The 18,015-nt window shown below is 46.3% G+C and carries 14 protein-coding genes and 1 pseudogene; 4 read left to right on the top strand and 11 right to left on the bottom strand.

What is annotated here, in order from left to right:
- Positions 1-12 precede the first annotated feature (12 nt).
- Positions 13-772: pseudogene (locus tag V1501_RS08955) on the bottom strand (carbohydrate ABC transporter permease).
- Between the two features lie 618 nt (positions 773-1,390).
- Between V1501_RS08955 and V1501_RS08950 the strand changes: the two are divergent.
- The 4 genes from V1501_RS08950 to V1501_RS08935 all read left to right on the top strand — a co-directional run bounded on the left by V1501_RS08950 (position 1,391) and on the right by V1501_RS08935 (position 5,815).
- Positions 1,391-3,064, top strand: coding sequence for a M4 family metallopeptidase (locus V1501_RS08950; RefSeq protein WP_409292699.1), 1,674 nt, complete (start codon positions 1,391-1,393; stop codon positions 3,062-3,064).
- A gap of 383 nt (positions 3,065-3,447) precedes the next feature.
- Positions 3,448-3,987: a competence protein ComK gene (locus V1501_RS08945; protein WP_409292698.1), complete on the top strand. Its 540-nt coding sequence runs from the start codon at positions 3,448-3,450 to the stop codon at positions 3,985-3,987.
- A gap of 142 nt (positions 3,988-4,129) precedes the next feature.
- Complete coding sequence (locus V1501_RS08940) at positions 4,130-4,723, top strand: Crp/Fnr family transcriptional regulator (RefSeq protein WP_409292696.1); 594 nt, start codon at positions 4,130-4,132, stop codon at positions 4,721-4,723.
- 123 nt (positions 4,724-4,846) lie between these two features.
- On the top strand, positions 4,847-5,815 hold the full coding sequence (locus V1501_RS08935) for an NAD(P)-dependent alcohol dehydrogenase (protein ID WP_409292695.1): 969 nt from the start codon (positions 4,847-4,849) through the stop codon (positions 5,813-5,815).
- A gap of 458 nt (positions 5,816-6,273) precedes the next feature.
- Here V1501_RS08935 and V1501_RS08930 read toward each other — a convergent pair whose 3' ends face one another.
- From V1501_RS08930 to V1501_RS08885, 10 genes are all read right to left on the bottom strand, one after another.
- Complete coding sequence (locus tag V1501_RS08930; protein WP_409292693.1) at positions 6,274-6,711, bottom strand: YfmQ family protein; 438 nt, start codon at positions 6,709-6,711, stop codon at positions 6,274-6,276.
- Between the two features lie 503 nt (positions 6,712-7,214).
- Entirely contained in the window at positions 7,215-7,466 is a 252-nt protein-coding gene (locus V1501_RS08925; RefSeq protein WP_409292692.1) for a hypothetical protein, read from the bottom strand.
- 70 nt (positions 7,467-7,536) lie between these two features.
- Complete coding sequence (locus V1501_RS08920) at positions 7,537-7,749, bottom strand: hypothetical protein (protein WP_409292691.1); 213 nt, start codon at positions 7,747-7,749, stop codon at positions 7,537-7,539.
- Positions 7,746-8,267, bottom strand: a complete 522-nt coding sequence (locus V1501_RS08915) for a hypothetical protein (protein ID WP_409292689.1) — start codon at positions 8,265-8,267, stop codon at positions 7,746-7,748. Before V1501_RS08915 ends, V1501_RS08920 begins: the two co-directional genes overlap by 4 nt.
- Before the next feature lie 1,117 nt (positions 8,268-9,384).
- Entirely contained in the window at positions 9,385-10,539 is a 1,155-nt protein-coding gene (locus tag V1501_RS08910) for a VWA domain-containing protein (protein WP_409292688.1), read from the bottom strand.
- Positions 10,536-12,836, bottom strand: a complete 2,301-nt coding sequence (locus V1501_RS08905) for a DUF5682 family protein (protein WP_409292687.1) — start codon at positions 12,834-12,836, stop codon at positions 10,536-10,538. The genes V1501_RS08910 and V1501_RS08905 overlap by 4 nt, the downstream gene beginning before the upstream one ends.
- A complete protein-coding gene (locus V1501_RS08900; RefSeq protein ID WP_409292686.1) occupies positions 12,791-13,876 on the bottom strand; it encodes an AAA family ATPase in 1,086 nt (361 codons plus the stop codon). Before V1501_RS08900 ends, V1501_RS08905 begins: the two co-directional genes overlap by 46 nt.
- Positions 13,876-15,657 (bottom strand): HEAT repeat domain-containing protein, encoded by a 1,782-nt coding sequence (locus V1501_RS08895; protein ID WP_409292685.1) that lies wholly within the window; start codon positions 15,655-15,657, stop codon positions 13,876-13,878. The genes V1501_RS08900 and V1501_RS08895 overlap by 1 nt, the downstream gene beginning before the upstream one ends.
- A 16-nt stretch (positions 15,658-15,673) precedes the next feature.
- The gene (locus V1501_RS08890; protein ID WP_409292683.1) at positions 15,674-17,089 is read right to left on the bottom strand and encodes an SWIM zinc finger family protein; all 1,416 of its coding nucleotides are present in this window, start codon (positions 17,087-17,089) and stop codon (positions 15,674-15,676) included.
- A 421-nt stretch (positions 17,090-17,510) separates the two neighbouring features.
- Positions 17,511-18,014 (bottom strand): DinB family protein, encoded by a 504-nt coding sequence (locus V1501_RS08885; RefSeq protein WP_409292682.1) that lies wholly within the window; start codon positions 18,012-18,014, stop codon positions 17,511-17,513.
- Position 18,015 lies beyond the last annotated feature (1 nt).

Here is an 18,015-nt window from a genome sequence, read left to right as displayed (position 1 = left end):
TTTATTTTGAGATTAGCCTTTAGATACTCCGCCGAGGCTTAAGCCTGTACTCATGAACTTCTGTGAAAATATATATAAGATGACTGGAGGCATCGTATACACCATGGAGAGCGCAGCGAGCTTTCCGTATTCGATCATCCCGAAGGTCCCGAAGAACTGGAAAATGGTGACCGAGGCCGGAAACTTGTCCGGTGACTGAATAAGGAAATACGGAACGAAAAAGTTCCCCCAGCTTCCGGAAAAGGTAAAGATTGCGACTGAAATGCCAGGAATCATTAGCGGCGCGACTACCTTCCGCAGGCCAGCCCACACAGACGCACCGTTAATCCATGCTGATTCCTCCAATTCCAGCGGAACAGAATTCATGAAGTTTTTCATCATCCAATCCCATAAGGAAGTCCGGATGCCGTTAAAAACAGGATGGTTCCGATGAGGGAATCCTGCATATTCAGATAAATGAAGAGCTGGTAGACCGGCACCATCACCGCCGTGATTGGCAGGGCCGTCATGAACAGGATGCTATTCATAAACGGCTTCTTGAATTTCAGGGCATACCGCGACAGCGGATAAGCGGCCATGATGGCGACCATTACCACAAGCACAGCCTGGCCAACCGAGATAACAGCCCGATTCCAAAGGAACGGAGATTAGCAGGATCCTTAAAAAGCGATGTGAAGTTCCCGAGTGTAAAAGAGCTCTTCATTTTTAGGCCCTACTGGGCATTGAGATCAAATGATGCAAATAATACCCATAACAGCGGCAGGATAAACATGATCCCAAGCATCGACAGATTGACATATAAAAACGACTTTTTCAGCTTTATAACGGTTCATGAATATCCCTCCTTTAACTATCAGCCTTCATGGATCGCATAAATCAAACTGGCCCCGAACCGGTCACAAGCAGGATCAGGGATATCGCGGTTCCTCCCTGTTTCGATTCGATATATTGTTTCATTCCGCAAAAAGGAGCTTTTATCTCAGTGGAGACTGAGATATTGACCAGGACTCTGCCAGAATGAATCCTGACTGCCACACCCTTGGCCAATTTCTTTTTTAATAGAAATTTTTTTTGAGAAAGATAGCTGGTTTTTGCTACTGTATTTCGAATAAAAATATAGCTGCACTAAAAACTTGCATTATATACTTTGCGAGCTTTTTGTGTATAGCAACTTTATTGAAAACAGCCTTTTTAAAAAATAAGCGTTAAGAACTATATTTAAAAACGGTTTTACTGCCCTCTATCCATTCCAAAAGACTCAATTTTCAGAATCTTTTAAAATTATTGTTAACAATTGCTCTTCCATCCCTTACAATACTTTTTAAGCGTCCCGGAATTTTCGTTAACCGAAACAGTGGAAGCCTTATCTAGTATTCTGGAGGGGAAGTTATTGAACAAGAAGAAGTTTGTATTTCCGATGGTATTGTCTGCCGCATTGTTTACGAGCGCTCTCGGCGCAAGTCCTGCAGGTGCGGTTCAAATTGAGAATTCCAGCAGTACGCCTGGCAAGGCCTACGGTCAGCAGAATAAACAGGTGTTCGTAAAGAATAAATCCGGGCAAAGAGCGAATGCGGATGCAGTTCAATATGTAGAGCAGAACAAGGAGTCCCTGAAGCTTGCGGCCCCTGGAAAGAACCTTAAAGTGAAGTCCCAGGAAAAGGACAGCAAGGGCATGACTCATGTAAAGCTGCAGCAGGAAAAGGACGGCGTGCCGGTTGAAGGCGCTGAGCTGATCGTCCACTATGCAGAGGACGGAAGTGTTTCCACTGTAAATGGTTATTATAATAATGAAGTTGCAGAAGAATCTCTTTCGACAAAGCCGGAGCTTTCCTCAGGAAAAGCACTGGAACATGCGAAGAAAGCCGTCTCTGCCCCTGAAGAGCTGGAATACGACCCGAAGACTGAGCTGGTTATCTATCCTTTCCAGGAAAAAGAATATCTCGCTTATAAGGTGAATGTTACCTTCCTTGGGGAGAAGCCGGGCAACTGGTTCGTGTTTGTAGATGCGAAAACAGGCGAAGTGATCGATCAATACAATGGCCTGATGCATGCGGATGAATATAAATCTTCAAAAGGAGTCGGAACGGGTATTAAAGGCGCAAACCGCTCCCTCCATATCACTCATAAAAATGAAGCCGGTTCAGGAGAAGGAACACAATTTTACCTGTACGATAATTCTCATGAAAACCTCGGCGGCATCTATACGTATGATTTCAAAAATCAGTGGCGCACTGCCCAAGTCCGCCTCCCTGGTACACTTTATTCAGGAAATGACGCCTCCTTCAAAGATGATTATGACCGCGCTGCTGTAGATGCTCATTATAACTCCGAGCAGGTTTATCATTATTACAAGGACGAGCATGGACGTAATTCCATCGACGGCAAAGGCATGGCGATTAAATCGACTGTCCACTATGGCGACAATTACAACAATGCCTTCTGGGACGGCTACCAGATGACCTATGGCGATGGCGATGGAAAGTTCTTTATCCCGCTGTCTGCAGGACTGGATGTGGCCGCACACGAAATGACGCACGGTGTGACCACCCACTCTGCCGGCCTGAAGTACCGCTTCCAGTCGGGAGCACTGAATGAAGCCTTCTCAGACATATTCGGCACACTGATCGACGGCGATGATTGGGAAGTGGGCGAAGATGTTATGGCTCCGGACGCAGTGGCTTCAGGGCGTGATTCACTGAGGAGCCTCAGCAATCCGAATAAATTCCCGGTCGGCGCTGCTTATACGCCTTATGGCGACGGCCGCGGCTTGTATCCGAAGCACATGGATGAATACTATGACCTGCCGCTGAACCTCGATAATGGCGGAGTGCACATCAACTCCTCCATCATTAACCATGCGGCCTACCTGACAGGTGTCGAGATCGGCAAGGAGAAGCTCGGCAAAATCTATTACCGCGCCCTCACCGTCTACCTCACTCCAGACTCAAACTTCAGTGATGCCCGCAAGGCCATCATCCAGTCTGCAGTTGATCTTTACGGTGCAGGCAGTGCCGAAGCCAAAGCCAGCGAAAATGGCTTAAACGGAGTTGGAATTACCGAATAACTGATAGCTTGAGGAAAAAACGTGCAGACAGCCTGCACGTTTTTTTCTTGGCCGCTTTTATTTGCGGGATATGTTAGTTTAATATAACTAAAAAGAGTCAGGTTTTCCTCTACTTTTTATACCTCTTCTCTGCAGTCTTTTTGTTGCTGTTTCATTTTTTTGCCGGGATATAGAAATGAGCCAGGAAATATTTCTTTTGGAACCTCAAAAAAACAGCCCAAATAAGCCAATCTTTGAACGAATTGAAAAAACCTGCACTGCAAGAATTAATGTTTTACAAGTTTTGGGAAATATAGGATAATTGAACCAGGAGCAGAGAAAGGAGGAAGGGGTAAGGGGAATGGACAGCTGTAACTTTAGAGATAATTATAGGGGGAAAACGAATGGAAATGAAAGATCGTTATATCATTACTAATGAAACCATTTCAATTAAGTCATCATTTGATTCGTTCGCTAATCACTATTCTCTGGTCATCCAGGGACATGAAACGTTTTTAGTCGCTCAAAAACCCACCACGATTCTAAACAACAGCATGCTTTATTATGGCACAAGCCTCATCGGCGGCATCCAGAGCGCCAAGTCCATCCTCGGCAATGTCAGCTGGTGTCCGGTCGAAGTATGTTCCGAGCTCGATATCTACTGGTTCCCGCTCCACTCACCGAGACACGGCGAGTGCATCTGGCTCGCCCTGGCCCACACTCTTCGACCAGAAAAAATATCACCATTCACCACAAGAATAAACCATAGTTACGGCCACTCCTTTACCATCGATATGAAACTAGGCAGCTTCAACAAAAAAAAGAACAATGCCATCCAGCTGCGGCATAGCCACCAGCAGCGAAAAACCAGGCGGGCCCTCTACTTCTACGAACCCCAAAGCGGCTTTCAGCTCATAAGCGAGAGTCCGGCCAATAAACTTTAATTGAAGAAAACCGTCCTTCGAGCTCTGAATTGAAGAACGGTTTTTTGTGTTTGATTTCGCTGTACAGTTTAAAGCTATTTTGGCGTTTCCATGCGTATAATGGAATGACAGGGACTAAACCGTAATCTGAAAGGAAGATCTTATGAAGGAACTCCTCCTGAAATATATGTCTGATTTTTCTTCCCTCAGCAGTGATGAACAGTGCGCCATCTATGAAAGTCTTCAAATCAATGAATATAAAAAAGGAACCTGCCTGCTCGGACAAGGAGAACTATCCTCTATTAAATGTTACTTTGTGCTAAAGGGGTGTGTCCGGCAGTTTTCTATCGATGAACGGGGCCATGAAGTCACATCAAACTTTTTTACCGAAGAACAAGCGATTCCCATCATCAACTTACATAACAAAAAGAATTCCTCAAAGTATTCCATTATATGTGTCGAGGACTCCCTCTTGGTTGCCGGCGACCTGGATACTGAAAACATCTTGTTTGCCAAATACCCACAGCTGGAAACCATGATCCGGACGATGATGGAAATCAACATGAGTGAAATTCAGGAACACTTTGGAGATTTCATTCACTCATCCCCTGAAGAACGCTACGAATTTATCATGAAGAAACGGCCTTGGCTGGTGGACCGTGTCCCGCAGCATCAACTGGCAAGTTATCTCGGAATCACTCCCGAATCCTTAAGCCGGATAAAAAAGCGGCTGAAAAGCAAACTCCATACAAATTAGGTTCTAAAAATCTTCAGAAATTACCTTAAGTCAATGAAGAGTTTTCATGCCCTTGTTATGATAAAGCTAACATTTTGACAAGGACATTTTAAAACTTTTCATTTTTTAATTGGAGGAGATTGTATGAAAGCAATCGTATGCGAGAAATACGGTTCACCCCATAACCTAAAAGTAAAGGAAATAACTAAACCGGTACCAGCTGATCATCAAGTACTGGTAAAAATCCATGCTTCTTCCCTAAACTTTGGAAACCTGGTTCTATTAAAAGGCAAGCCCTTCCCTGCCCGTTTTGCCTTTGGACTGACAAAACCCAAATTTCCTGTGCCGGGCGGAGATATCGCCGGAACAGTTGAAGCTGTCGGTAAGCACGTTATGCAATTTAGAGAAGGTGATGATGTATTTGGCGACCTCTCCGTGTGCGGCTGGGGCGGCTTTGCTGAGTATGCTGCGGTCCCCGAATCTGCTCTGGCCCTGAAGCCAGACAATATCTCCTTCGAGGAAGCGGCTGCCTCCCCCATGGCAGCCGGTACGGCCCTGCAGGGACTGCGTGATAAAGGGAAAATCCAGCCTGGACAGAAGGTATTAATATACGGAGCATCCGGCGGAGTCGGAACATTTGCGGTACAAATCGCCAAAGCGTTCGGGGCTGAAGTAACGGGAGTATGCAGCACCCGTAATGTAGAGATCCTGCAAACCTTAGGAGCCGACCATGTCATGGATTATACGAAAGAGGATTTCACACTGAATGAGGGGCGTTACGATTTGATCCTGGGAGTGAACGGTTCTAATTCCCTTTCAGCATACAAACAGGCACTAAAGCCACACGGGCAGTTTGTTCACGTTGGAGGATCTCCATCCCAGTTCTTTCAAGCACTATTCTTCGGTCCTCTCATTTCCAGGGCAGGAAGCAGGAAATTTAGTCACCTCCTGCAGAGAGCAAACCAAAGGGACCTGAATGAGGTTAAAGAATTACTTGGGACTGGAAAAGTAAAACCGGTTATTGATAAAAAGTTTGCGCTGAGTGAAATCGTTGAGGCGTTTGAATATTTTGGGGAGGGTCATGCCCAAGGGAAGGTGGTGGTTTGTATTTAATAGGATTCTTCATCTTCCCTTGCGAATGTAAAACGAACGTACCCCTTTTGGGAGGCCATGGTGGAGCCCGGTGCATTATTTTTTTGTATTCTTCTATATGATCATTTAAAAAACCTATCGTCACAATAACGATAGGTTTTTCCACTTTTTAGTTTATGCAAACTTAATGATATATACCCCAACTGCAATCAAGGAAATAAAGATTACTACGAAATAGATTAGAGTAAGATTGGAAGTGGTGCGTTTTACAGATTTGCTGTATCCTTCCTCTCCTTTTCCAGCTATTAGGATAGTAGCTATGAGGGAAAATATCGAGATTATAACAACCAAAGTTATTGCAAGACCCATTATGCACCTCTGCCTATTATAGGATGATTACCATTTACATGAAAGTTTATTTTTTAATAGAAAAGGAGGCCGGATACCCATTCCTTCAGAAAGAAGCTGTTTGCCATGTGCTATTTGTCGCTCGATACAGTATTCACCTGCAGATCATGAGAGCGAAGACTATAAGATTTCACTTTCTTCTTATACTGCTTTACAACATCAATGTGTTCATCATATTGATATACAAATAAATTTACGGCTTTATTTCTTCTTTTAAGGTTAATGACATATGGAATAACATTTATATCCGGATTTAGAAATAATTTTTCGTTGCCTGGATATATCCAGTATTCTTCTAAAAATGACGCTTTATTAAAATTTTCAATAAACCTGATTTTCTCTTCTCCTTTTAATTGATTCCCGTTATACGTGATAGTAGCATCCTTTGGATCAAGTTGCGGATGAAGTGCAAATTTATCTAGAAACCATCCAACCATTGCACTCGGAGGGGCATTTAAGAACTTAAAAATCATACCAATTAAAATAGCAATTGCAACAGTCCATGACATGTATATAAGCTCCTCTTCAAGTATATTTACCTCTGCCTTTAGGTTCTTCATTATTATTAGACCAGGATGAACATTTAAATTATACGGCAATTTCAGTTGAAACAAACCATCCAATTTATGTGTAATTTAACCAGCCACTTACATCCATCAAAATAATAGCATTATTCTACGTACCCTTATTACCTTTATACGGAAATGAACTTGAATTCGAAATAGGTATGAGTTTTCCGATGGGGTTTTCCGGTGGGTAAATTAATTTAGTAGGTTGGATAAGTACAAATGGAGAAAAGAACATTTCAATGCTTGAGGAAGTAATGAAGGAATTTTATAAGGAAATTATTTAATACCGAGAAGAAATAGCTAAGGTGCTACAGATGATTTTTCCAGTTACAGGTATTGATATTGGTTTGTTTTTGCCTTTTTATACTGATATGGAAAAGGATCAAATTACTGTTTCCATATACAAACCGTCCTCCCACTATGGAAAAACGGTTTTTGTGTTTCTATCTGCCCTTGATGCGGTACAGCTTTGTCAGGAACTCATCAAAACTATCTGTCTGTCTAATATACTCCCATGCCGTCCTGTCATAAGTGGAAGCCGAAAAATTCACTCCTATAAACAGAACCGCAGGATCAGCATGCTGCTCCAGGTAATCAAGCACCACCCAATAGTGGAAGTCAGTCCAGAGTACGATTAACCGATTATCTGCTAATCCCCTTTCCGCCAGCAGCTCCTGCGAGGACATCAGGCTCATATCATCCTTCTTAAAATGAATCGGTTCAATGGATGGAAACCGCTCCTGTCTATCGAAACGGCTGCCATCCTCATCCATCACCGGAAGAAGAAAATATGGATATTCCAGCTCTCCCCCATTTTGGAATCTTTAACAGGCGAATCAGCGAGGGCGGGAATTTCACGGATAAAAGGGCTTCTGCCTGTGCGACAACTGTATCATTTAACTCGTAATCTATCCTTTTCCCGCTCGGGGATTTCTTCCAAAAGTTCTGTCCCTGGTAATACTCTTTTTCCAGACTCACAATGATTTAACCTGCAGATACTTTTCTTTTTCTCCTTCTTCTTCAATCCACTCATACTTCTGCCAAAGCTCGAGATTGAGGAGTTTCCCCATTTCCTCTACAATCTCACTGATATCTTCCATTTCCAAGGCTGTTTCTAATTCTTCATTCTTTATGGTTAATTGTAAGGTTTGTTTAAATAAATCGATGTTCATATTTTCAGGGTCTAATCCGTAATCCTCTGCTCCATAACCGGAAAGTTGCTTTGTGATAACCTGCTTATCCTGGATTAATGCTATTTCCACAACATCATCATCAAAATAACCAACCGATAAAACAGGCTGGCTCAACTCGCTTGAAAAAGCTTTCGCCTCCTGCTCTATGCCCTCCCAATGGTAGCTGTCACTGTATATGCTGATCCAATTGCTTTTTACCTCTATAAAGAAAGAACTTTGTGTATGAGACTGGTTAATAATATCCGTTATGCCCTTTATATCATTAGTCTGAATATGAATATTGGCGAATTTTGATCCCATCATTACACCTCTTTGTTTTAGTCTGTTTCAAATTTCTGCTGTTCACTATGATTCGCAGGTAAATAGGCAATTTCCGCAAGTGAATTTACTGTTTTCGCAAGTAAGAATGCCATTTTCGCAAGTAATTTCCAATCTTCGCAAGTAAATGGTGCATTTCCGCAAGTAAAGCTGTCCTTTCAGCAAGTAACAACCCCAAAACTAGAAAACTAGAAATTAAACAAGCAGCATTTGAACCACAGAGTCACGAAGACCAGCAAAAAACACCCATATTGCTTTCTATTAGATATAAAAACAGAACAACGGAAAAGCTGACCATTGTTCTGTTAACACTCGCAATCTCCCAAAAATGTGCCGACTCCCACCAATGCAAGTCGCTCTATTCATTTATTTATTTGCTCTAATAGCTCTTATACTTGTAATACGCAGTAATATCATACAAATGATACTGCCAAATATCCATTGATAGGCACTACTTTTCACTAGTAACATTCCTATGGCAAACGTTTCATAATCTCTATGATTTAGTCTCCAATGGTCTAAAGTGAAACCAGAACTGAACAAATATACAGTCATTCCAAGTCCACAGCCTATTAGAATCAGGATAGAATTTAGTAGATAACACGGTTTTTCTCTTCTAATCTCTATCTTATAATTGAGTACAAATAATATAATTGGTGTCAGGAGAATAGTCAGCAGTGAAATCAAGGAGATGTCAGCTGCCGGTTTTATCCTCTCCATACAAAGGAACAAAGCTTGTACAGATACAACTGCGAAGATATTAACAAGTATTAATTTCCTAAGTCTCATGAAAAATCTCCTATTTAATACTTAAAATCGATTATTTCTGTAACCTACTGCCTATGTTATTTCAAATGAAATGGACTTTGCAATATCCGTTATACGTGTTTTAGTTTGTTTCTGATTTCTGCTATCCACCGTTCCGCAAGTAAACTTGCCATCCCCGCAAGTAAATTCCAAAGTTCGCAAGTAAACGCCCCGCAGCCAGCTTTTAAGGCGGTGCTTGTCATTCAAAACTAGTAAACTGAATTATTTAAGCGGAAATCGAAGAAAACGGTCAAAATTCATCAAAATCCACCTGATTTTCCCGCTCACTCTCCATTCACCGCTTCCCCTTATACTCCCCTGCCCATCTGCCAAGGTCTTTTCCTTCAAGGGCATCCTGCAGGAGCCCAGGGAGGCTTGTCGGCGTACATCCGAAGCATGGGATCCCCATGGAGGCGAGTTTTCTGGCATTGCTTTCGTCGTAGTCAGGGATGCCTTTATCGGACAGAGCAAGGAGGGCTATGACCCTGACACCGGATTCTTTCATTTCTTTCATGCGCCTCATCATTCCTGCCTGGTTGCCTCCTTCGTATAAGTCGGAGATCAGGATGAAGATGGTTTTTTCGGGGTCGGTGATGAATTGGCCGCAGTAGGCGAGTGATTTGTTGATGTCGGTTCCGCCGCCAAGCTGGATGCCAAACAGCATGTCGACAGGGTCCTGGCAGCTTTCGCTCAAATCCGCGATAGTGTCATCGAACGCTACCACATTGGTTTTCAGCGCCGGAATGCTGGCGAATATGGAACCGATGATCGAGGCATATATTACTGAGTCAGCCATGGATCCGCTCTGGTCGATATCAAGGATGATGTGCCAATGATTGCTCTTTTTGGCATGATCAAAAAAGTAAATTCGTTCCGGAATGATGATTTTTCGTTCAGCATCATAGTTTTTCAGATTACGGTTTATGGTATATTTCCAATCGATATCGCGGGCTGCACCCGGCAGAGCCGTCCGCGTTGTCCTGTTGACTGCACCCTTGACGGCCTGCTGCACCTCGGTTTCGAGCAGGGCTTTAATATCTTCGACCACCGCCTTCACCAGTTCCCTGGCAGTCTCTTTGGTTCGTTCTGGAATTTGTCCTTTAAGTGCCATCAGGGCTGCGACCATCTCAATACTCGGCTTGATGTTCTTGAGGGTCTCCGGCTCGAATAATAACTGAGTGAGTCCTTTTTTCTGGATGGCATCGCTTTGAATGACAGAGACTACGTCTTCGGGAAAAAATGAGCGCACATCCCCAAGCCATTTAGAAAGGTGTATTGCCCCTGAACCGAGTCCCGCTTCCCCTTCCTCATAAATAGCTGAGAGTGCGGCATCCATCAGCTGCTCCTCACGGGTAAGCAGGGACGCATTGTCATCACCCGGCAGGCTTTTTTCAGCCGCCTGGCCGAGGACCAGTCTCCATCTCCTAATTTTTTCATCATTAAAGTTCATAACAAGTCTCCAAAATCAAAGTCGTTCAATTCGTTTATCATGTCTTCTTCCGATTGGGACAGTTCTTCATTTAAATACTCACTGGCCCCTATCTCGTCCACACCCCAGATGCCGGCCAGCAGCTCAGCCGTCTTTGCACGGTCCGAGGCAGAAAAAGCGGTCAGGGCCCGGCGCAGGAAGACCAGGGCACGCCGGAATTCCTCAGAAGTCAATGCGGATATATAGGTGTCCACCCTCTCCCATAGATAGGATCTTGAGAGGAGGGCATATTTATTTCCCATACACAGACCCTCAAACCAGCCTGCACCAAGATCGGCAGGTATGCCGGGTGAAAGCCTCCGCGACACTTCTCCTTCAAGCTGCGCGGAATCGATTCTGTTTCTTTCAAGGAGCAGTCCGCAGGCATATCCAGACAGGAGAGGATTGCGGTCATCGCGCCGGCTCAATTCGGTTATCGTGTCAAACCATAGCCTTTCATCCACATGTTCATATAATTCCAGCGCGGTTTCGTTCATGATTTGGATCCCATCCATGACGGTTCGTGCCCCTTCATCATTGCAGACGGCCGCATCCATCAATAGCAGGGTGCCCCGTAAAAACAGGCGCTGAATCACTGGCAGCAGGACATCTGAGTCTAATCCCCTTACATCACCGTACTGGGTGATTCTGCTTAATTCCCAGACCGCCTCCGCTGTCTCGGTGAAATCGGCAGTGTCTGTGCTGAGCCGGGCAACGGCTGCTCTCGCTTCGGCGGCCAGCTCCAGCATCCCGCACAGATAACTTGTCCGGACCAGCCTGGCGGCTTCGCTGACATTCGTACAAACCTTCAACTGCTCACGAACTTTGTACGCGGCTGCCCATTCAACGGTCTCACCGAGCAAATTGGACTCAACGAGCTGAATTTCAATTTCGGGATCATAGCGGAGCTTCCACTGCTCTGCCCAGGAAGCAGATTCCTGTTCGATCTCCAGTCTCACCGAGAAGGAGACGGAGAGAACCTGCAGCTGGTGAAAAAAGAAAGACCGGAGCAAGTCCCTGAAAGCTGTTTCCCTGCTCTTTGCCCTCCTGTTTTCTCTGAGGTCGAGCTGAATTTCCTGAGCTGCGGCCGTCCGGTATTTCACAAGCTTCAGCTCTTTCAGCCGGCGGATGAAGTCAGACTGAAGCGGAGTCTGTGATACTCCTTCAGCCAGGGACCCGACACTCGAACCTATCTCCACCCTTGCGCAGGCATCTGATATTACCGAATAATCGCCATGCCCAAGACATACCGCCGCCGCATCTCTGATGTCCTTCAAGACAGGCCGGCTGTTTCTGAAGGAAGCCAGTGCCGCAGCCAGTCGTACACCTTCCATAACTTCGGCTGTTGACCGGTCCGAACCCGAGCGGCGGAGATCTGCCGCGATCCTGGTGAGGTAATAGGCCGGAAGCCGGTCCGGCTCCTTGTCCCTCCGGCTTTTCCAAAGCATCTGATAATAGGCGGGTGCATGGTTGCCTGCACCATAGCCTGATTGGGCGGATAATTTATAATAGGAATAAGGCATAAGAGTCAGTCCCGCCGCGCGCTGCGGAAGATCGTCAAAATCCTCCAGGGGGAGTGAATAATCGCTGTCGAGCAGTCCCTCAAGATGATAGGCGCCTGTAATGACCACCGTCTGCTGCGGCAAATGGCCGCTCTTAAACACCCGCTTGATCCGGTCAGTCATATATCTCTCACGCAGTGTGTTATATTCGTCCGGGACTCCAGTGTCTGCTTCCTCCATCCCTCGCACCGATCTGCCAAATGCCTCCATTGCCCCCTTAAAATCATGAAGCGTTTCGTTTTGTTCAAACCAGCGCTCCCAGTAGGACTCAAAGTCATGTTCACCTGCAATGCGTGCAAGGCTGCTGTATAGATCAAAACGCCGGCTTCCGCCATCCTCTTCCTGTTCCTTGATGCTGTACTGCATGGACACGCCGCTCGGCAGGTCTATGAATTCCACGTGGACTCCCCGCTCCACACCCCAGAGGATCGCCCTGTATTCGGGTGAATAGTCTGCAAGCGGATAGACGATCGTCTCCACCGGCTGCTCTAATGTGTATGCCATCATGGCAAGAGGCGGCTTTGACCTTGGATTCGCTATGTCCATGATCAGGTGCGTCATGTCAGACGGCCCTTCAATCAGGATGGCTGTCGGCTTTATCTCCTCCAGGAACGCTTCTAGATGGATCGAGGCTGCGGGTGAAAGATGCCTCACGCCAAAAATATGGGGCCTCATCCTCCGTTCAGCTCGCTGCAGGCCAGATACAAACTCCGCCATTCTGATCCTTTTTTCTTCATCACGTTTTCCAGGTATTCCTTCCAGACCATCCCATCCTTCGCATCATCCTTTACAATTGTTCCTTGAAGGCTTGCGGCGATGTCCTGGTCGGTAACCTGACCGCTGCCGAAGCTGCCGGACAGGGCCATGCTGTTGGTCAAAAGTGAAATGGCTTCGGCAGTCGAGATGACGCCGCTCGGTGATTTTAATTTCTCCTTGCGGTCAAGCGTCATGCCGGTACGGAGCTCACGGAAAATCGTGATCACCTTTTCCACCAATTCCTCTTGGGGCAGCTCGGCTTGAAGCTGATGCTGGGCAGAAAGCTCGTTCACCCTCTTCTGGACAATTTCTATCTCTGTTTCCATATCACCAGGAACTGGCAGATTCAATATATTGAAACGCCGTTTGAGGGCGGAGGACATTTCATTCACACCCCTATCCCTTGTATTGGCCGTTCCTATCACCGAAAATCCTCTTACGGCAGAAACGTCCTCATTCAGTTCCGGAATGGAGATGGTTTTCTCAGACAAAATGGAAATGAGGGCATCCTGAACCTCAGAAGAGCACCGTGATATCTCTTCAAACCGGGCAATAGAACCGCTCTCCATGGCCCGGAAAACAGGACTTTTCACCAAAGCCTGCCGCGATGGTCCATTGGCGAGCAGCATGGCGTAATTCCAGGAATATCTGATTTGATCCTCTGTTGTCCCTGCTGTGCCCTGGATGATATGTCCGGAATCACCATGCACCGCCGCCGTGAGCAGCTCTGACAGAAGGGATTTCGCTGTGCCGGGCTCACCGATCAAAAGGAGTGCCCGGTCTGTCATCAAGGAAGCGATGGCCATTTCAATCAGCCTCCTGCTTCCGATGTATTTCGGAGTGATCTCCCGGCTGCCGGCAGTTCCTCCCGCTATGAAGGTGAGAACAGAACGCGGGGACATCTGCCACCCGGCCGGGATTCTCCCTTCATCATGCTTCTTTAATTCTTGCAGTTCCTCTTCATACTGCTTTTCGGCTGGAAGCCGCAGCAACTCTGCCATCAGACTCTCTCCTTCGTGCGCATTTCAAATGCTATTTCATTCAGCCGGTCCCTAAGTTCCTTATGCCCGGTCACTGCTGCTGCCTCCTGCAGGGCATCTGCATGCCTTCCTGGCAGAAGAAAAAACAACCCAACATTCCGGACAATCCGGCTTGTATGGAATTTTACCGACTTCATGTTATGGTCTGTTTTCCTAAGTATATCGAGAAGCACATCAAGTGTATGTTCATAGCCGATCTGAATGAGCGACATCATGACGCCCATTCCGCGCTGGCTGGAGAAGTAAGGATTAACCGCAAGCTTTTTTAATAAATAATCAATATGCTCCCCGCCGGCCGGCTGCCGGGCAATCCGGTATACAAGATGTTCTTCGTCAAGGGAAATCAACAGGTCCACCCAGCGTTTGTCCCATTGGATGTCATCCGCGCTGTTCTCCTCTAGATCGTACCAGCCGTACTTCATCCTGCTCCGTTCATCAAATTCCCTTATATCAGGAGAAAATTGGACCATCTGATCCATGAAACTAAGAATGGCTCTGCCTGAAGGGTCTTTCCGGGTTTTCTTTACATCTCCTGAATAGAGGTCAAATATTTCTTCAGGAGTGCGGAACTCCATGCTTGCCATAAAAGAGACGTCCGTTATGCCTGAACGGCCGGGCATCCGGCAGATGCTTTCTACAAATTGCAGTGCTTCCCTGCTGCCGTCCATCAGCCTGCCTGATGCTTCCATGACGAGGATATCCGGCATGGTCCTGTCCATTATGACGTCTTTAAGAAATTCAATTTGTTCTGCGTTTCCGTCATGATTTAATACGCTGATCAGATATCTAAATAAATCCTGGATATCACGGTCCTTGCTTTCCTTAAATTCTGCTTTCACTTGTTTTGCGTACGAGAGGATAACATCCATCAATCCCCTTGATGGGTTTTCTAAGGCGATGTCAAGAACCATATCGTAGTCCTTAGAGGTCAGTACTGCCTCCAGGCTCTCAATCGCTGCCGCGCTCCCCCGCTTGGCGAGTGCCGTGAGCGCTGCCTTCTTTGTGCTCTCTTTTTTTGCTTTGGCATATTTCAAAAGAATTTCTTCTGCTTCATCATAGTGATGTAAATGTTCGAGTGCTTCGTTTCGTACCTGCTCTGAGCCATTCTCGGCGCATTCGAGATAAAGGGGAAGGCCCTCATCACCTAAAAAACGGCTCATCACCTTTAAGCGGCGGGCATCGCCTTTTTTGCCCTTGACCACAAATTGATCCTGAATCAGCGGCAGGATATCCCGTCCATATTGAGGAAGCACCTCATCTGCCACGAAGTCCGCAATTTCCTGGTAGCTGTCATCAAGGGCGTTAATTAATGGAAGAACCAGACGCAAATCTCTCGTCTTTCCGGATTGAAACGCGCTCCTGATAACCTCTGCCCGTCCCGCCCCTTTGGTTGTCAAAGCCTCGGTCAGCGGCTTCAGGGAAAGATAGGAAATGTCTGAAGGATATTCCACTTGTTTGCCGCCCGCAGACATCTCGCCTTCACCGCCTGTTTTCCCCATTGTATAAAGGATGGAAGTGAGCAGCTGGGACAGCTCCATTAAGTGCTTGGCCCTTGATTCTTCTTTATGTATCAGGGTATCTGCAAGCTCTCCCAATTTATTGAAGACCGGCGCCTTCTCTCCCATTTTCAACAGTACAGGCACCTTCTTTTTAATGCTGTGATCATCCGCCGCCAGGTCTGCTCCGGCGATGGTGAGGCGGATTAAATCCTTCTGAAGTTCGTCCAATATCGGTATGCTCATATGTCACTCTCCTGTTTCAACCCAATAGCCGCACAATGCGGTTGGACGTAATGATTGACAGCGGCTGGGCCCCAAGTGTACCTGTGCCGATATCATGGTAAAACCGGACCAGCATCACCTGGTCCTGCAAATCGGCAGCCGGAAGCAGGTGAAGAAGGGACAGCACCTGCGATTCTCCCTCTTTTTCGACAAGTGACACCCTTACTCCGCCGCGCCCTTCAAGCATCCATGCGCCATCCACCATGCCGGCACGTGCAAAGTTCAGGAGAGCGGCTGGATGTTTGTCCCCCAGAGGCTGTTTCATCTGATTTTTGGCCGCTTTTAAAGCAGCTGCTATATCAGCTTCTGCAAACTTTTTTATCTCCGCGGGATCCGGACTGGAAGCTGTCTCAGCGCTTTCCCATCTGACCCTTCTCATGCCTTCTCCCGGATAGATGAATAATTCCGGTGTTTTTGTCATATAGTGGCTGGAATCTTCTTCCTTGATATGCTTTGCAGCCCGGAACGGACGGTAATTGCGGGTGCAATAGAGCTTGCCATCATTTAGGTTCAGCCATATTCCTTCGTCGATGAATTCCTTCCGCTCCTCACTGCGGATCGATTGGAAGGAAAGCTGCGCCAGGCTCACATCGGCTGCTGTTAACCCCTTTTCCTTTAATTCCTGGAGCTGCCAGACATGTCCGAGCCATTCTTCTATTCCCGTTTGAGTGTCAAGGGCAAGCTCCGGGTCCGCAAGCCTTCCCGCCAGGTGCTGCCTGCCATTTTTACATAGCGCGTACAGCGTCTGCAACTTTTCATAGGCAAGAGGGTAAATATGCTCATCCTCCGTGTTCTTCTGCCAGAGAAGGATCAATCCGCGCAGTTCATTCTGCGCTTCCTTTAGATAATGATTGCCAAGCTGCTTGGCGGTGTCCTCTAGCCCTTTCAGCTTTTTCGGATCCATGGCCGCCAGTCCCTGCCTGACGAGCTGCAGCACCTGCAGCTCCAAGAGGTCCAGTCCCTCCAGCTGTACCTGCAATTTCTTCTGCAGGGCTGATTTATTCACCTTACGGGCACCGCCTGCGCTCTCCCTCGTTTTCTTTTTTTCCTGTATCTGCAATGCTTTATCGCGTTTCTCCAAAATATCCTCGGGCACAGGTGCCGCCGTAAAGCCGGCACCGCTGACGAAGCTGTACATCAGGCCGAGCGCATGTTTGCAGGGAAACTGGCGGCTTGGACAGCTGCAGCGCGGAACGGGTGATTCACCCGCAAAATCAACGGAAGTCCGGTAAGTACCCTTTCCGCTCCCCGAGCATTCTCCAAATAAAAGCGACCCATCCTCACTCCTATGTAACGCCAGAAACTGATTCTTTTTTACCAATCCCCACCCATTCTTCACCGCAGAAGCATTGGGCGCCAGGGAATCTATGTACGATTCGGTTAAAGTCTGCATACTTACTTCCTCTCTGCTTGGAAAATAGCTACGTTAAACTCCTATATTTCTCTATTTAACTTAAATATATATGATTTTGTATCTTTTTCCAGCAGTTTTAGAATATTAGTTTTATGGAAAAATAGTCCATTTTTCTTTATGATCTTTCATATTAATCGACAACAACCAGGCACTAAGATGATTATCTTTATATGCTGGTTTAATTCTATCAAACGGACAATATTTAGGTTCATCTCTTGCTGACTGCAACTATTAAAAATGGCTGTAAGCAATACTGTTTTTAGTTTGAAAGGAAGAGAAATTCCTAATGAAACTAAGTAAGACCCTAGAATATTAATAATTAAATTTATTTGAATCCCTCAGCCATGGATATTAAAAGAGGGCATACAATTTTGTATGCCCTCCTTCATTATTACATTATTTAATTCTTCGGAGCACTCATCCCCATGTCCGCCCACTCCTCCTTGGATGGACCATATACCCCCGGAACCCTTAGGCCGGCCTGGCGCATGAGGACGGTCATCTGTCCCCGATGGTGGGTTTGGTGCTGAAGGATGAAGTACAGGGCTGAAGCCTTGGTCATTGTTCTGCCAAAGAAATCCTGTTCTTCTGATAGAGCAGCATCTGTCCATTTCTCGTTGATGGCAGATGCTAAAGCCTCGCTGTCCTTGCGGTAGGTGTCTGCGATTACCTTGGCGGAATCTGGAACAGGATAATCTTTTGCCGGCGTTCCTTCTGAAAGCTGGACAACAGAAGCCAGGCCTCCTACAGCAGTTGCCAGGTGCCAGGCAAGCCTGCCTAATGTCCAGTTATCGGGTGTGATCTGCTGATTCAATGTTTCATCAGTGAGCTGATCGAGCACCTTCTGGGTAGATTTTGCTTCATATTTCCATGTTTTTAAGAATTCTTCGCGTGTTTGGAACATA

The organism is Paraperibacillus esterisolvens (assembly GCF_046237625.1).
Classification (GTDB): Bacteria; Bacillota; Bacilli; order Bacillales; family DSM-1321; genus Paraperibacillus; species Paraperibacillus esterisolvens.
Note: the sequence above shows the minus strand (reverse complement) of the source record. Positions and strands in the feature narration are given on the sequence as shown.

Excerpts from the sequence above, each read along its gene's own strand:
- V1501_RS08945 (WP_409292698.1), top strand. The coding sequence starts at position 3,448 with ATGGAAATGAAAGATCGTTATATCATTACTAATGAAACCATTTCAATT.
- V1501_RS08940 (WP_409292696.1), top strand. The coding sequence starts at position 4,130 with ATGAAGGAACTCCTCCTGAAATATATGTCTGATTTTTCTTCCCTCAGC.
- V1501_RS08935 (WP_409292695.1), top strand. The coding sequence starts at position 4,847 with ATGAAAGCAATCGTATGCGAGAAATACGGTTCACCCCATAACCTAAAA.
- V1501_RS08930 (WP_409292693.1), bottom strand. The coding sequence starts at position 6,711 with ATGTCATGGACTGTTGCAATTGCTATTTTAATTGGTATGATTTTTAAG.
- V1501_RS08925 (WP_409292692.1), bottom strand. The coding sequence starts at position 7,466 with ATGAGCCTGATGTCCTCGCAGGAGCTGCTGGCGGAAAGGGGATTAGCA.
- V1501_RS08915 (WP_409292689.1), bottom strand. The coding sequence starts at position 8,267 with ATGATGGGATCAAAATTCGCCAATATTCATATTCAGACTAATGATATA.
- V1501_RS08910 (WP_409292688.1), bottom strand. The coding sequence starts at position 10,539 with ATGAACTTTAATGATGAAAAAATTAGGAGATGGAGACTGGTCCTCGGC.
- V1501_RS08905 (WP_409292687.1), bottom strand. The coding sequence starts at position 12,836 with ATGGCGGAGTTTGTATCTGGCCTGCAGCGAGCTGAACGGAGGATGAGG.
- V1501_RS08900 (WP_409292686.1), bottom strand. The coding sequence starts at position 13,876 with ATGGCAGAGTTGCTGCGGCTTCCAGCCGAAAAGCAGTATGAAGAGGAA.
- V1501_RS08895 (WP_409292685.1), bottom strand. The coding sequence starts at position 15,657 with ATGAGCATACCGATATTGGACGAACTTCAGAAGGATTTAATCCGCCTC.
- V1501_RS08890 (WP_409292683.1), bottom strand. The coding sequence starts at position 17,089 with ATGCAGACTTTAACCGAATCGTACATAGATTCCCTGGCGCCCAATGCT.
- V1501_RS08885 (WP_409292682.1), bottom strand. The coding sequence starts at position 18,014 with ATGTTCCAAACACGCGAAGAATTCTTAAAAACATGGAAATATGAAGCA.